Origin of the sequence: Alishewanella sp. WH16-1 (genome assembly GCF_001441695.1) — a bacterium.
Taxonomy (GTDB): Bacteria; Pseudomonadota; Gammaproteobacteria; order Enterobacterales; family Alteromonadaceae; genus Alishewanella; species Alishewanella agri.
The window spans coordinates 14,054-28,447 of the sequence record NZ_LCWL01000029.1; the positions used below are offsets into that span (position 1 = coordinate 14,054).

The 14,394-nt window shown below is 51.6% G+C and carries 9 protein-coding genes; 7 read left to right on the forward strand and 2 right to left on the reverse strand.

The window, feature by feature from the left end:
- The first annotated feature begins 1 nt into the window (after position 1).
- On the forward strand, positions 2-322 hold the full coding sequence (locus AAY72_RS03300; protein ID WP_057785570.1) for a hypothetical protein: 321 nt from the start codon (positions 2-4) through the stop codon (positions 320-322).
- 5 nt (positions 323-327) lie between these two features.
- Here the strand turns inward: AAY72_RS03300 and AAY72_RS03305 are convergent, their stop codons facing one another.
- Positions 328-726 carry a DUF3293 domain-containing protein gene (locus AAY72_RS03305; protein WP_057785571.1) on the reverse strand — a complete coding sequence of 133 codons (399 nt, stop codon included), beginning with the start codon at positions 724-726 and terminating at the stop codon, positions 328-330.
- Between the two features lie 136 nt (positions 727-862).
- Between AAY72_RS03305 and AAY72_RS03310 the strand changes: the two genes are divergently transcribed.
- The gene (locus AAY72_RS03310) at positions 863-2,509 is read left to right on the forward strand and encodes an ATP-binding protein (protein ID WP_057785572.1); all 1,647 of its coding nucleotides are present in this window, start codon (positions 863-865) and stop codon (positions 2,507-2,509) included.
- Positions 2,510-2,688: 179 nt separating this feature from the next.
- A complete protein-coding gene (gene arcA / locus AAY72_RS03315) occupies positions 2,689-3,396 on the forward strand; it encodes a two-component system response regulator ArcA (RefSeq protein WP_008985848.1) in 708 nt (235 codons plus the stop codon).
- Here arcA and AAY72_RS03320 read toward each other — a convergent pair whose 3' ends face one another.
- On the reverse strand, positions 3,397-5,691 hold the full coding sequence (locus AAY72_RS03320) for an ATP-binding protein (RefSeq protein WP_057785573.1): 2,295 nt from the start codon (positions 5,689-5,691) through the stop codon (positions 3,397-3,399).
- A 536-nt stretch (positions 5,692-6,227) separates the two neighbouring features.
- Between AAY72_RS03320 and gltB the strand changes: the two genes are divergently transcribed.
- The 4 genes from gltB (at position 6,228) to AAY72_RS03340 (ending at position 14,390) form a co-directional block, all read left to right on the forward strand.
- On the forward strand, positions 6,228-10,691 hold the full coding sequence (gene gltB, locus AAY72_RS03325) for a glutamate synthase large subunit (RefSeq protein WP_057785574.1): 4,464 nt from the start codon (positions 6,228-6,230) through the stop codon (positions 10,689-10,691).
- A 10-nt stretch (positions 10,692-10,701) separates the two neighbouring features.
- Complete coding sequence (locus tag AAY72_RS03330; RefSeq protein WP_057785575.1) at positions 10,702-12,114, forward strand: FAD-dependent oxidoreductase; 1,413 nt, start codon at positions 10,702-10,704, stop codon at positions 12,112-12,114.
- A gap of 113 nt (positions 12,115-12,227) precedes the next feature.
- Complete coding sequence (locus AAY72_RS03335) at positions 12,228-12,455, forward strand: amidohydrolase family protein (RefSeq protein ID WP_057785576.1); 228 nt, start codon at positions 12,228-12,230, stop codon at positions 12,453-12,455.
- On the forward strand, positions 12,456-14,390 hold the full coding sequence (locus tag AAY72_RS03340; RefSeq protein WP_057785577.1) for a cyanophycinase: 1,935 nt from the start codon (positions 12,456-12,458) through the stop codon (positions 14,388-14,390). It abuts the gene before it with no gap.
- Positions 14,391-14,394: the final 4 nt, after the last annotated feature.

Genomic DNA, 14,394 nt, shown 5'->3' on the forward strand with positions numbered 1-14,394 from the left:
TATGCCAGCACGGGCGCTGATTTCAGTAGCATTGTTACTGGGCGGGCTATGTAGCCTTCCGGCGAAAGCCAATCCAGCCAATTGTTTACAGGCGCCTGAGCGGGTAAAAGCTTGCCCGCATAAGTTGTATCGGGCTGTGCAATTAGCCGGCATGAGCAAACCGGCTTTGACCTGTATCTGTGTCACTGACTTTGCGCTGCTGCTGGCCACACCAGCAGATGCGACCGAGCGTCTGGCACAGTTTCGCCGCAAACAGCAGCTAACCGAGCATTTGCAACAAGACGTCGAACCCATACTGGAGATCCTTCGCCGCGCGCCCTAGAAGCTCTAGGCTGGTAACAACACCAAGCGTTGTTGAAATTGGCCCAGGCACTCTTCTTGTTCTTGCAGCAATACTGGCACCAGGTAAAGCTGACCCTGCTCCACCCAATAAATGGCATTTTGAGTAAACTCAAGTGCCAGCGTTATTGCCTGCTGCTTGTCGCAGAGCACGACCCAACTTTTCTCTTGGAAGCTCAGATCGGGAGCGGCGCCAATAACTGAGCGATATGGCGCACCCAGTTGCAGCAACCGTGCTTGTAGCTTCTTATCGAGTAGCTGATTATAAAGTGGGTTTTCCGCGTTACCGGCAGGGTTCTGGCCGCTGATAATGGCAAAATTAATCGCCATCGAAAGTGATTGGTGAGATAAAAAAATACTGCTTTTATAAAGTTGCCATAGGTTCATGGCTGATCTCAGCTATCATTGCCTGCAATTACTATAAACGCGCTGGATAAAATTTCCACTCTTCCTTTGCTAAAAAGCACTATTCTGTTTAGCATCTAACAAGTACAACATTACATTCGGGATTTGCAGAATATTTATGTCCAGCCCAACCCGCACCACATCGATGAAAAGCGCGCTGATCTGGCTGGTGATGTTAATTTGCAGTTTAACCCTGACTATCGCACTCTTTTTCAGCAATTATCTGGATTTTCAGCGCCAGGAACAACAGCTGCAGCAGCAGGTTCTGGCGTTGGCGGACATCATTGCCATTAATACACAATCAACTCTACTCACCAATAACCGACATCGCGAAGAAACCCGGCTAAAGGCATTAACTGCGATACCGACGATTAAAAATGTACATATCTATCAATTTGATCAAACTAATCAGCAACTAAAATTTTTTGCCAGTTATAACCGCACTGACATCGGTCCCTGGCCACCACAAACCGAACGGGTTCAAAGCCTCAGCGAGCAGCCTCTCCCCCTTAGCAGTGCGGATCAGCTGGAATTGGGTCGCCAGGTCGAAGTTGACGGCCAATTGCTGGGCTATGTGTATCTGCGAGCCGGTTCGGATCAATTGCAGCAATCGCAGCGGAATCAGAATCTTATCACCATAGTTATCGCATTATTGGCGCTGGGGCTAGCGCTGTTACTGGCGCTTAAGCTACAGCGGCGCTTCACTCTGCCATTGCATGTGCTGTTAGAACTGGTAAATAAGGTCGCAAAAGAAAGAGACTATTGTGTACGCGCCCCTACTGCCAACCTCGATGAGTTAAACCAACTTAGCCGGGCGTTTAATACCATGATGGATCGGATTGAAGGTCAATTGCGCAAGCGGGAACAGGCCGAACTGGAAATTAAACAACTTAACCAGAGTCTGGAACAAAAAATCGCCGAACGGACCAAGGCGTTACGCGAGTCAAATCAAGAGTTACTCAATACCCTTGCCACCCTGCATCAATACCAAAATCAAATTGTTGAAACCGAAAAAATGGCTAGTCTGGGTCAAATGGTGGCGGGTATCGCGCATGAGGTGAATACACCTATTGGCCTCGGTGTTACAGCCTCAACTTTGCTACAGGATAAGGTTCAAGAAATTGAGCAGGCGTTTCAGCAAAAAACGCTAACCTCAAGTCAACTGGCGCGTTTTCTGAACGATAGCAAAGAAAATCTGGGCATTATTTATCGCAACTTGGAGCGTGCTGCTGGCTTAATCAGCAGCTTTAAACAAGTCGCCGTCGATCAATCTAATGAGAATCAACGGCAATTTAATATGGCGCAGTTGATTAACGAGGTGATGTTATCGCTGCGGCCTAATCTTAAAAAGACCGCGCACCAGTTACGGATCGAATGCCCGCCCGATTTGATCGTAAATAGCAAACCCGGACCAATCAACCAAATTTTAATTAATTTAATTATGAATAGCTTGCTACATGCTTTTGATGAGGGGCAAGCGGGCGAAATTACGATCCGGGTCACCCTGCAGCAACATCGTTGCTTCATCCACTATGCAGACAATGGCCGGGGTGTGCCAGAGCACATCCGCAAGAAAATTTTTGATCCTTTTGTCACAACCAAAAGAGGCGAAGGCGGTAGTGGTTTAGGTATGCATCTGGTTTATAACCTGGTTACCCAAGCCCTGAATGGCAAGATTAAATTAGAGAGTGCTTTAGGTGCCGGCATTCAAATTGATATCGACTTTCCAGTGGGCAACCTAAGCCCAAGCAAGCTTAACTCCTAACATAATGACTCTAAACAACTTTTAATTAAACTACATTAGATCAGACTAATTGTTAACAAAATTCTTGTTAACAATTAGTCCGGTAGATTATAATTGCAGCTAATTTGACAATTCATCCGTCAATTTGTCTACAGTTAAAGAACGAACTTCTTACAACTCCCAAAAAAGGTTTTACTCCAATGCAAACACCCGTGATTCTGGTCGTCGAAGATGAAGAAGTAACCAGATTAAATCTGGTCAATCTGTTCCAGGGAGAGGGCTACCACGTTATTGAAGCGGTCAATGGCGAGGAAATGTATCAAAAACTGGAAGAAAATCCGGTTAATTTAATTGTAATGGATATTAATCTGCCAGGGAAAAATGGTTTAATTTTGGCTCGCGAGTTACGGCAGAAGCAGAATATTGGTCTGATTTTCCTGACCGGCCGTGACAACGATGTTGACCGGATCCTGGGTCTGGAGATCGGTGCCGATGATTATCTGACCAAGCCTTTCAACTCACGGGAGCTAACCATTCGCGCCCGCAACCTGCTGAATCGCACTGTGGCGCAGCCGGTGGTGGAAGAACATAAGAGCGTGGTGCGCTTTAATGGCTGGACCCTGGATGAAAACAGCCGTAATCTGACTTCACCAACCGGCGTTGCCCGTCGCCTGCCAAAAGGTGAATACCGTGCCCTGCGTTTGATGCTGGATACACCAGGTAAAATTTTTACCCGCGAACAACTGATTCGCCATATGACGGGCCGCGAGTTACGGCCGAATGACCGGACTGTTGATGTCACCATCCGCCGCATCCGCAAGCACTTTGAATCGGATATTGACAGCCCGGAGCTGATCAGCACTATCCACGGTGAAGGTTACCGCTTTGTAGGTAAACTTGAGAAGTAATTAATACTGCTCAATATATTGCTGCAGAGTAGCCAGGTGCTGCTCTGCAGTAAAATGCAGTTCTAATAACTGTCGCTGTAATCCCTGCCAATCCGGCTCCTGCTCTTCTAAAGCTCTGGCTTGCTGCATCACCCAGGCTAACCCCACTGCTGCTGCTGCACCTTTTAATTTATGCGCCACACTTTGCAGCTCTTTGGTTTGTTGCTGTACTGCAGCTTCCAGTAATTTATTGATGTAACCCGGCAATAGCTGTGCAAACAGCTGGGCACTGCCCTGCATGGCTCCTTTCCCAAGACTTTGCAGGTATCCCTGCAACACCGTTTCATCTAATGCCGGATGATTAGTACTGCCAGAGTCTGGCTCCTGACTCGATGACTGTTGCAATCGTAGTGCACTGGGTGAGAATAGCTCAGCCAATAATTGATCAAGTTTGTCGGTATTCAACGGTTTAGCCAGTACACCATCCAGCTTAATGTCACCCAGCGACTCCTGCGCCTTGCGCACATTGGCACTCAACATTACAGTAGGTAGCACGGCTAACCGTTGATCAGAGCGAATATAACGCGCGATCTCTGCACCATCCATATCGGGTAACTGCATGTCCAGCAGTACCAAATCTAAATCATCTTCGGTTTCCAGAAGCGCCAGCGCATCTTCCCCGGTTTCAGCATGGATCACGGTATGGCCACGCTGTTCCAGCAAGGTAATAGCAATATCAGCATTCAGTGGTACATCTTCAATCAGCAGAATGGTCAAGGGTGGGCAACTTATTGGTGGCAGTTGCTCAGGCGCTTGCGCAAACACGACCGGCAAGCGGATACTAAAGGTACTGCCTTCTCCCACAGTACTAGTGACCTGTATATGACCAGACATGGCTTCAACCAGCGAGCGGGAGACCGACAGACCGATACCCGAGCCAACAATACTGAGGCGTTGCCCATCTTTAGATTTGTAGTACAAATCAAATATACGGGGCAGATCATGTTGGGCGATACCAATACCGGTATCCGACACCTCGAGCAGTAACTGTTCTGCCTGCAGTAAACAACGTAACCGCACTTGGCCCTGACGGGTAAACTTCACCGCGTTACTCAGCAGATTCCACAACACCTGGCGTAATCGTGTGGTATCAAGTAGCAGATAGCTATCGATCAAACCTTCCGGTTTTAATTCAAACTGCAGCCCCTTCTGCTGACAGATCAAGTGGGCAAAGTTGGCAATATCCTGTAAAAAGTGCTGCAAGTTGACACTTTGATACACGATATCAAGTTGATGCCGGTCAATCTTATCTAAATCAATAATATCATTGAATATATTACCCAAGGTCTCAGCACTGGTAAAAATCGTATTCGCCCAACTGGACTGCTCTGGCCCCAGTTCACTGCTAAGCAAACGGCGGCTTAAACCGACAATACCATTTAAAGGCGTACGCAATTCATGACTTAGGGTGGCAATAAACTGGCCTTTATCCTGATAGGCTTTTTCCAGTGCCTGCTCAGCTAACTTGCGCGAGGTAATATCGCGGCCAAACCCCAACAGACCAATGTAGCTGCCCTGACGGTCATAAAATGGCAAATGGCGCATTTCAAACCACAGCACACTGCCGTCCAGCTTTTTAAACTGTACATCTAGGGTTAACTCCGTTTCAGGCGCCGCCAGCCCATACTCTGATAAAATAGCAGCTTGCCGGCTGTTGGCATCATAAAGTCGGGTCAGATCCTGACCGAGCAACGCCGACATCGGCCGCTCCATGATACTCTCAAACATTTTATTACAGCTGGCCAGTAAGCCACGCTCATCGCGGTAATAAAATAAATCCGGAGAGCTATCGACAATAGAGCGGATCAGCAAACTCTGCTCAGCCAGCTCTTGTTCCGTCTTGCGGCGTTCGGCAATTTCTTTGCGCAGCTCTTCTATCGCCCGCCGTTTTGCCTGAAACGCGCGCTTACGCTCTTCAATCTCAAAATTAAGCTGGCGGATACTTTCCTGCATTGACTGGTTCAGTTGACGCTCCGACTGTGCGGAGTCCTGCAAAAATGCCAGGGCGGCATCCAATTTTAAGATCAGGTAAAACACTAACATTACAGCAACGGCAAAGGCCGGCACGGTATAAGCCAGCAATAACTGCAGCTCGTGGAGCACCAGCTCGCGATTAAGTACCGCGGTATAACCCAAATAACTCAGCAAGACCAGTGCTGCCATCAACAACACCAGCACGGCACCCAGCTGCCAACTACCCCATTGCCGAATCCTGACAGCAAAGGCTTTCACCTGTGGGTGTACTGGATTTTGCATAAGGTTAGAGATCCCGCTGTTAGTAAGCCTGATTCGCCAGCTCCGGTATTAGCATCTACACTTGATACCGCAGCCTGAAATAAAAAACCAAACTAGATTAACGGTTAAGTGTTGTTTTGCCAATCTCAGCCTTGGCAGTGGTCGTAAATGCCGGCAGATGACATAGCATAATTATTAAAAAATATCGGCGCTATTCAGCAAGCTGATGGTGCGATAGCCGCAGTATAGCTGCTAGCGGGCATGCCGTTTAGCGTAGATATCTGGCATAAACACCAATTTTGCTAAGTTAGGTAAAAAGTCAGCAGAATCGCTGCTTCGCTCTGCGACAAGCTGCTTGATTTTTGCTTTAAATGTCGGTATACCTGTTAACCTCTAAAAGTATAGACGGCTAAAACTTCCGAGTTAAAGACCGCAACGCGTTGACCTCTGAGAGACAACCCGACAAATTCTTTCAGCAGTAGCACAGACAACAACAAGAATAATAATTCAAAATATTTATATAATTATTTATTTCAGGATAAGTTTGGAGGCGTGTCATGGCGTTGTATCAGCATAGTCAGGCAAGAGAGAACTGTGGCTTTGGGCTGATTGCGCACCTGGAAGGGGTCGCCAGTCACCGCATAGTCAGAACCGCAATCAATGGTTTAGACCGGATGCAACATCGCGGCGGTATTTCTGCCGATGGTAAAACCGGTGATGGTTGTGGTTTATTAATGCAAAAACCGGATAGCTTTTTCCGCGCGCTGGCCGAGGAGCATGGCTGGAACCTGGCGAAAAAATATGGCGTCGGGATGATTTTTTTAAGTCAGGATCCGGTTAAGGCTGCCCTGGCAAAAGACATTATTAATCAGGAAATTGCCCGCGAAACTCTGACTCTGGTCGCCTGGCGTAAAGTACCAATCGACGCTGGCGTACTGGGACCGCTGGCCCTGAACTCAATGCCGCATATCGAGCAGGTACTGGTCAACGCCCCACATGGCTGGGGCGATCACGACCTGGAACGCCGCCTTTATATGGTACGCCGCCGTGTTGAGCAACAGCTGACAGCGGATGACGATTTTTATATTCCCAGTTTTTCATCCTTAGTTACCGTATTTAAAGGCCTAATGATGCCGGCGGACTTACCCGGTTATTATCTGGATCTGGCCGATATCCGGATGGAAACCGCCATTTGCGTGTTCCACCAGCGTTTTTCGACCAATACGATGCCACGCTGGAAACTGGCACAGCCGTTCCGCTTTTTAGCCCATAACGGTGAAATTAATACCATTACTGGCAACCGGCAGTGGGCCCGCGCCCGTCAGTATAAGTTTGCGTCACCTTTATTACCGGATCTGCAGGATGCCGCACCCTTTGTTGGTCAAACCGGCTCTGACTCCAGCTCTTTAGATAACCAGTTGGAATTGCTGTTGGCCGGCGGTATGGATCTGTTCCGTGCCATGCGTTTACTGGTACCGCCTGCATGGCAGGGCAATAAGGTGATGGACGATAACCTGAAAGCCTTTTACGAGTTTAACTCCATGCATATGGAGCCATGGGATGGTCCGGCGGGTATCGTACTGACCAACGGACAGCATGTGGCCTGTAATCTGGATCGCAATGGCTTGCGCCCTGCCCGCTTTGTGATTACCCGCGACAAGTTGATTACCCTGGCCTCTGAGGTCGGGATCTGGGACTACACCCCGGACGAAGTGGTTGAAAAAGGCCGGGTTGGCCCCGGCGAAATGCTGGCGATTGATACCACCAGCGGCAAGATCTGGCGTTCAGATGAAATCGATCAGGATTTAATGCAGCGTCACCCGTATCGCAGCTGGCTAACGGAAAACGTGCAGCGGCTGGTACCTTATGAAAAGTATGAAACCGATCTGATTGGTAAACGCGTTTTTACCGACGACGAAATGTTAGTGCTGCATAAGCTGTTTAACTACAGCTATGAGGAAATTGAGCAGGTGGTGACTGTCCTGGCTAAAGATGCGCAGGAAGCGGTTGGCTCTATGGGTGACGATACGCCGATGGCCGTGCTGTCGCGTAAGCCGCGCACCCTGTTTGATTATTTCCGCCAGCAATTTGCCCAGGTCACCAACCCACCTATAGATCCGTTACGTGAAGCCCATGTGATGTCGCTGGCCACCAGTATTGGCCGCGAACATAACGTCTTTAAAGAGACTGCCGGCTATGCGCGGCGGATCCAGTTTGAATCACCGGTGCTGATGTATTCAGATTTAAAACAACTGAAACAGGCGGATGAGAAATACTATAAGCACCAGATCTTCTCGTTGAATTTCGACCCGGCACAGCAGGATCTGCAGCAAGCTGTCAGCACTCTTTGCCAGCAAGTGGTGAGTGCGGTAAGAGATGACAAAGTGGTACTGGTGATCCTGACCGACCGGCGCATTGCTCAGGGGTTATTACCCATTCCTGCGGCTATGGCTGTCGGCGCCGTACAGCAAGCCCTGGTTAATGCCCAGCTGCGCTGTGATTCGAACATCATTATTGAAACCGCTGCCGCCCGCGATCCGCATCATTTCGCAGTGTTGATTGGCCTGGGTGCCACGGCGATTTACCCGTTCCTGGTTTATGAGACCGTCGAACAGCTGGTCGAGAAAGGCAATATCGCGCTGACCGCAAGGCAGGCCGTGCTGAATTACCGCAAAGGCATCAATAAAGGCCTGTATAAAATCATGTCGAAGATGGGGATCTCGACGGTCGCCAGCTACCGTTGCTCCAACCTGTTTGAAGCGGTCGGTATCCACCCTGATGTGATGGCGCAGTGTTTTAGCGATGTGCCGTCACGGCTAAGCGGCGCTAACTTTGCCGATTTCCAGCAGGATCTGCAGCAACTGGCTAATGTGGCCTGGTTAAAGCGCAAACCGCTAAATCATGGTGGTCTGTTAAAATATGTGCACGATGGCGAGTACCATGCCTATAACCCCGATGTGGTGCAAAGCCTGCAAAAAGCGGTACGCAGCGGCAACTATGAAGACTACAAGGACTATAGCCGCTTTGTAAACGAGCGGCCGGTGGCACATATCCGCGATCTGTTCCAGTTAAAAGCGGGTACGCAAGCGGTAGCAGTGGAGCAGGTCGAACCGGCAGAGCAGCTCTATCCGCGCTTTGACAGCGCAGCGATGTCTATCGGCGCCTTAAGTCCAGAAGCACACGAGGCGCTGGCCATTGCGATGAACCGCCTCGGTGGTCGCTCCAACTCCGGTGAGGGCGGCGAAGATCCGCGGCGCTTTGGTACCGAGAAAAACTCGAAAATCAAACAGGTCGCCTCCGGCCGTTTTGGGGTAACGCCACATTATCTGGTCAACGCCGAAGTGATTCAGATCAAGGTAGCACAAGGTGCTAAGCCCGGCGAAGGTGGTCAGTTACCCGGTGAGAAAGTCACCGCTGAAATTGCCAGGCTGCGCTATTCAGTGCCCGGCGTGACGTTGATTTCACCGCCGCCACACCACGATATCTACTCGATTGAAGATTTGGCGCAGCTGATTTTCGATTTAAAGCAGGTTAATCCACAGGCGCTGATCTCAGTCAAACTGGTATCAGAGCCCGGTATCGGTACTATCGCGACCGGTGTCGCCAAAGCCTATGCTGACCTAATCACCGTATCAGGCTATGACGGTGGTACCGGCGCCAGCCCGCTGACGTCGGTAAAATACGCCGGTAGTCCGTGGGAGCTGGGCTTAGCTGAAGTACATCAGGCTTTGGTGGAAAACGGGCTGCGTGATCGGGTGCGGCTACAGGTTGACGGCGGTCTGAAAACCGGCCTTGATGTGGTGAAAGCCGCTATTCTGGGTGCCGAAAGCTTTGGTTTTGGCACCGGCCCGATGGTCGCACTGGGGTGTAAATTCCTGCGCATTTGCCATCTGAATAACTGTGCAACCGGTGTCGCAACCCAGGATGCCACCTTACGCCGCGACCACTTTAATGGCCTGCCGGAAATGGTGATGAACTATTTCAGCTTCCTGGCGCGCGAAGTGCGCGAGCTAATGGCAGAGCTGGGCGTGACCGAATTAACTCAACTGATTGGCCGTACTGATCTGTTGGATTATCGCAGTGCGCAAACGCAAAAACAGGGCAAACTGGATTTGACGCCTATTTTGCAAGCCTCCGGCGTGCACTCGGATAAACCTTTGTACTGCGTACAAAATAATACGCCTTTCGATCCGGGCGCCTTAAACCAATTATTACTGCAAAAATGCGAGCAGGCGGTACTGAAAAAAGCCGGTGGCCAACATAATCTGCCGATCCGCAATACCGATCGCTCGGTTGGCGCGGCGTTGTCCGGCTTTATTGCCCGCCAGCATGGTAATCAGGGTATGGCAACCGATCCGATCCGCATTAAGTTTACCGGCACTGCCGGCCAGAGCTTTGGCGTCTGGAATGCCGGTGGTCTCTATCTGTCGCTGCAGGGTGATGCCAACGACTATGTTGGTAAAGGCATGACCGGTGGCCAGATCGCAATTTACCCGGCTAAAGGCGCCAGCTTTGCCAAAAATGGCTTTACCATTGCCGGTAATACCTGTCTTTACGGCGCCACCGGCGGCCGCTTGTTTGCGGCAGGCCAGGTCGGCGAACGTTTTGCGGTGCGTAACTCCGGCGCCGTCGCCGTGGTAGAAGGTACCGGTGATAACTGCTGTGAATATATGACCGGCGGTGTGGTCGTGGTGCTGGGCTGTACCGGGGTGAACTTTGGCGCCGGTATGACCGGTGGCTTTGCTTACCTGCTGGATGAGCAGGATGATTTAGCACTGCGCTTAAATGGCGAGCTGGTGGAAGCGCTGGATGTGGAAATGCCCATTCTGCAGGAACATTTACGCAGTCTGCTGCACCAGCATGTCGAAGAAACCGGCAGTGAAAAAGCTCAGCGGATCCTGAATGATTTCCACAACTTTTTAAGCAAATTTAAGCTGGTAAAACCAAAAACCAGCGATGTAAATACCTTGCTTGGTCACCGCGCCCGCTCGTCTGCCGAGCTGCGCGTGCAAGCGATGTAAGGGAGGCGTTATGGCACAGAATGTATACCAGTTTATTGACGTAAAACGGATTGATCCGCCAAAACGCTCACTAACCGAGAGAACTATCGAGTTTGTTGAAATTTATCAGCCATTAAGCGCCACCCAGGCCGAGGGGCAGGCCGACCGCTGTCTGGATTGCGGCAACCCCTATTGTGAGTGGAAATGCCCGGTACATAATTATATTCCCCAGTGGCTCAAGTTGGCGAATGAGGGCCGTATTGTCGAAGCGGCAGAACTGTCCCACAAAACCAATAGCCTGCCAGAGGTGTGTGGCCGGGTTTGCCCACAAGACCGGCTCTGTGAAGGCGCCTGTACCCTGAACGAAGGCTTCGGCGCTGTCACCATCGGCAGTATCGAAAAATATATCACCGACAAAGCCTTTGAAATGGGCTGGCGGCCTGACTTATCCGCAGTGGTCAAAACTGACCGCAAGGTCGCGGTGGTCGGCGCCGGTCCGGCGGGCTTAGCCTGTGCCGATGTGCTGGTGCGTAATGGCGTTACCCCTGTGGTGTTTGACCGTTATCCGGAAATCGGTGGCTTGCTCACCTTCGGTATTCCGCCGTTTAAACTGGAAAAGGATGTGTTAAAACTGCGCCGGCAGATTTTCAGCGAAATGGGCATTGAGTTCCGGCTTAATACCACCGTCGGCGTGGATGTTAGCTTCGATAGCCTGCTGGAAGAGTATGATGCCGTCTTTCTGGCGCTGGGTACCTATACGCCGATGAAAGGTGGCCTGGTGAATGAAGAGGCGCCCGGTGTTTACGAAGCCTTGCCGTTTTTAATTGGCAACGTCAATAACCTGATGGGCTGGCAGACCGAACACCCCTTTGTCAGCATGGCAGATAAAACCGTGGTGGTATTAGGGGGGGGCGATACGGCTATGGACTGTGTCCGTACCTCTATTCGTCAGGGTGCGGCTAAAGTCAGCTGCGCATACCGCCGCGATGAAGCCAATATGCCCGGCTCGCGCAAAGAAGTGCAAAATGCCCGCGAAGAAGGCGTTGAGTTTCTGTTTAATCTGCAGCCACTGGGGATTGAATTAAACGATGCCGGCCAGGTCTGCGGCGTACGGGTAGTGACTACCGAACTGGGGGCACCTGATGCCAAAGGGCGGCGCAGCCCACAGCCTGTGCCGGGATCAGAGCAGATATTGCCGGCGGATGCGGTGATTATCGCCTTTGGTTTTCAGCCCAGTCCACCAAAATGGTTAATCGACCAGGGTGTAGCGTTGGATAGCAAAGGCCGGGTCTTAGCCAGCGAGCAAAGCCCCTATGCACTACAAACCAATCAGCAAAAAATCTTTGCTGGTGGCGATATGGTATTAGGCTCTGATCTGGTGGTCACGGCTATCGCCCAGGGCCGCAAAGCAGCTGAGGGGATCCTGGATTACTTGCAGGTTTAATTGACAGTAGGAGGCGGGAGCACTCCCGCCGTCCTCTCACACCACCGTACATGCGGTTCCGCATACGGCGGTTCCTGTCTGTATCGAGCGTATTCAATACATGAGTCTGTTTCGTGCATCGTGCCGCCCTGACCACGGTAACCCGGGCACCGGCGCAGGTTTTAGGCCTAAAACAAAAAGGCCAGCTTGCAGTTGGCAAAGATGCTGATATGCTGCTGCTCAATAGCCATGATCTGAGTATCGACACCGTGATCGCCAAAGGCCGCTGCCTGGTAAAGGACGGCCGGCCACGGGTGTATGGCACCTTCGAAAAACCGCAGCAATTCGCAACAGGAGGTTAGATGCGTCTTTCCTGCATAAAGCTGCTGCTTGTTAGCAGCCTGGTTGGCCTGGCAGTACCGGGCGCACTGGCGGTTGAGCCGCAGCCGGAACCCGCTCAGAAAGAACAGCCGTTGGCAGCCGCTGATGCAGCGACGCCGGCTGTTCAGCCTGAACCCAGCATTCTGGATATCGCCAGCACGCCGACGCAAGTCCTACCGCAGCCTGAATACGATCTGATGTTAATGGGCGGCGGTCTTGCCACCTGTAGCTCAATGTCAAACCGCAGTTGCCTGGAACAAACTCAGTTCAACGCCCTGGCAAAAACCGGTAATTTGTATTGGTTGCAACAGAGCCTGCTGCAAAATTTCGCTACCGCGGAAGTTTTCAGCGCTGAACGTAAAACATTGCAGCAACAGCTGGTGCAGCTGTTTAATCAACTTGCTGCTGAACATACTGCTCCGCTAACCGAACAACAGTTGATCGGGCTGTGGCGGGCGGCTCCGGCCACAGAGCAAGCGCCGGATGGTGAAACCCTGTGGCAACAGCTGTCTGAGCGTGAGTTAAATGTCGTCTTCGATTATCTGGAAGTGCCGACCCTGAGCAGTGATGGCAAGTACCGGTTAACTGAACACGTTGATTTAGCAAAGACTCAGGATCAGCACTCGGCTGAACTGTACCGTGAGTTTGTGCGTCTGGCGGCAATGAAAGCCAGCAACAAAGGGCGCAGTGCGCCAAAACTGCTCATGGTGACCGCCTCATCACGGGATCCCTTTGCTGCGGTGGATTTTTATCTGGATGCCTTTCGCCAGGCTGGCGCAGAGGTAGAGTGGCTACCGCTAACCGCTGCCTTGCAGGCGGCGATGCAGGCGCAAAATTGTCAGGCGCTGCCGCAATTTTTGGCGGACATCCATGGTAGCTACCGCCGTGAACAGGTTTATGCGGATCTTTACGCACTTAAGCTGCAGGCCTGTCAGGCAGGCAGTAAAGCCCTGGTTGCAAAAATTGCTGCGGCTGATGGCATTTTCTTTAATGGCGGTGATCAAAGTCTGACCTATCAGGCGCTGCGCTTTACGGACGGCTCTGCCAGCCCGGAGCTAACCGCGATTTTCGGTGCCGTTGCCAACAAGCAGCTGCTGGTTGGTGGCACCAGCGCTGGTACCGCAGTGATGAGCGGCAATCAGTGGCTGGCACCTCAGCTGGCAGCGGTACCGATGATTTCCAACGGCGACAGCTATCACGCCTTACAATATGGCGCGGTAGCGGGCCCTGCACCCTGGCCGGGATGTCGCAAAGAGAACCGCTGCCCGGATAATTTAAGTGAGCGCCAGCTTACCTACACCGCGACCGGTGGCCTGGGATTATTCCCGCTCGGAGTGCTGGATACCCATTTTGCCGAGCGCGGCCGTCAGGCCCGGCTCTTAGTGCTACAGCAGGCAACGCAAACCAGACTGGCTTTTGGTGTCGATGAAGCCAGTGCCATGCTGGTGGATTTAGGCCACTATGCCACAGGTCTGGTGCAAATGGCTGCCCGCGGCGCGGGTGAGGTCTATGCCAGCGAGTTACTGCCAGAGTCGAGCAAAGCGCAGTTACTGGCGCACACCTATACCCTGACAGCTGGAGATACTATAGTCTGGCAAGCGGAGACCGAGCCTCAGGCTGAGACTTTAAGCCCGGCTGAGAATGTGCCCCAAAATGTGACGCTGACTCTGGTGCCCGCCGCCGCTAAAACGCCGCTGACCGAGCAGGCCGAGCCGCTGCATAGCAAGAGCCCGCTATTTAGCCGCGATCACTACCGTAGCCTTAGCCGTTCACTGTGCCGCAGCAACTTTCACAGTGCCACCGTCAGTGAGCCACCTTATCTGATCCGTCTGAGTAAAGACGGTGCTTGCAGTGCCGATGCCGAAGGTAACCTCAGTTATCGCCAGCAGCTACGCATTATCAGTCCGGCTGAATAACCGC

Bases quoted from the DNA above. Each gene is read 5' to 3' on its own strand.
- AAY72_RS03300 (WP_057785570.1), top strand. From the start codon at position 2: ATGCCAGCACGGGCGCTGATTTCAGTAGCATTGTTACTGGGCGGGCTA.
- AAY72_RS03305 (WP_057785571.1), bottom strand. From the start codon at position 726: ATGAACCTATGGCAACTTTATAAAAGCAGTATTTTTTTATCTCACCAA.
- AAY72_RS03310 (WP_057785572.1), top strand. From the start codon at position 863: ATGTCCAGCCCAACCCGCACCACATCGATGAAAAGCGCGCTGATCTGG.
- arcA (WP_008985848.1), top strand. From the start codon at position 2,689: ATGCAAACACCCGTGATTCTGGTCGTCGAAGATGAAGAAGTAACCAGA.
- AAY72_RS03320 (WP_057785573.1), bottom strand. From the start codon at position 5,691: ATGCAAAATCCAGTACACCCACAGGTGAAAGCCTTTGCTGTCAGGATT.
- gltB (WP_057785574.1), top strand. From the start codon at position 6,228: ATGGCGTTGTATCAGCATAGTCAGGCAAGAGAGAACTGTGGCTTTGGG.
- AAY72_RS03330 (WP_057785575.1), top strand. From the start codon at position 10,702: ATGGCACAGAATGTATACCAGTTTATTGACGTAAAACGGATTGATCCG.
- AAY72_RS03340 (WP_057785577.1), top strand. From the start codon at position 12,456: ATGCGTCTTTCCTGCATAAAGCTGCTGCTTGTTAGCAGCCTGGTTGGC.